Genomic DNA, 710 nt, shown 5'->3' on the forward strand with positions numbered 1-710 from the left:
CCTTCTTACCCTTCACGGAGTTCAGCACCTGGGTGCCGGCCTCCATGCGGCCGGAGTAGATCCGGACGAAGGTGAGCTTGCCGAGGTGCGGGTCGCTCATGATCTTGAAGGCAAGCGCGGCGAGCGGCTCGTCGTCCGAGGCCTTGCGGAAGATCTCGGTGTCCTCGTCGTCGACCTTGTGGCCGGTCACGCCCTCGACGTCCACGGGGGACGGGAGGTAGGCGACCACCGCGTCGAGCAGGGGCTGGACGCCCTTGTTCTTGAACGCGGTGCCACAGAAGACCGGGGTGAGGTTACCGGCGATGGTGGCGCGGCGGATGCCGGCCTTGAGCTGCTCCTCGGTGGGCTCCTGGCCCTCCAGGTACAGCTCCATCAGCTCTTCGTCGCCCTCGGCGGCGGTCTCCAGGAGCTTGTCGCGCCACTCGGCGGCGGCCTCGACGTGCGTGTCCGGGATGTCCAGGACGTCGTACATCTCGCCCTTGGCCGCCTCGGCGGACCACACCAGGGCCTTCATCCGGACGAGGTCGACCACGCCCTTGAAGTCGGCCTCGGCGCCGATCGGGAGCTGCATGACGAGCGGGGTCGCACCGAGGCGGTCGACGATCATGTCGACGCAGCGGTGGAACTCGGCACCGACGCGGTCCAGCTTGTTCACGAAGCAGATGCGCGGAACGTTGTAACGGTCGGCCTGGCGCCACACCGTCTCGGAC

The 710-nt window shown here is 67.9% G+C and carries 1 protein-coding gene; it reads right to left on the bottom strand.

What is annotated here, in order from left to right; translation table 11 throughout:
- The coding region (locus tag KUM32_RS41495) for a GTP-binding protein (RefSeq protein ID WP_254406802.1) at window positions 1-710 on the bottom strand (710 nt) is incomplete at both ends.

This window comes from Streptomyces sp. AC627_RSS907, from assembly GCF_019049165.1.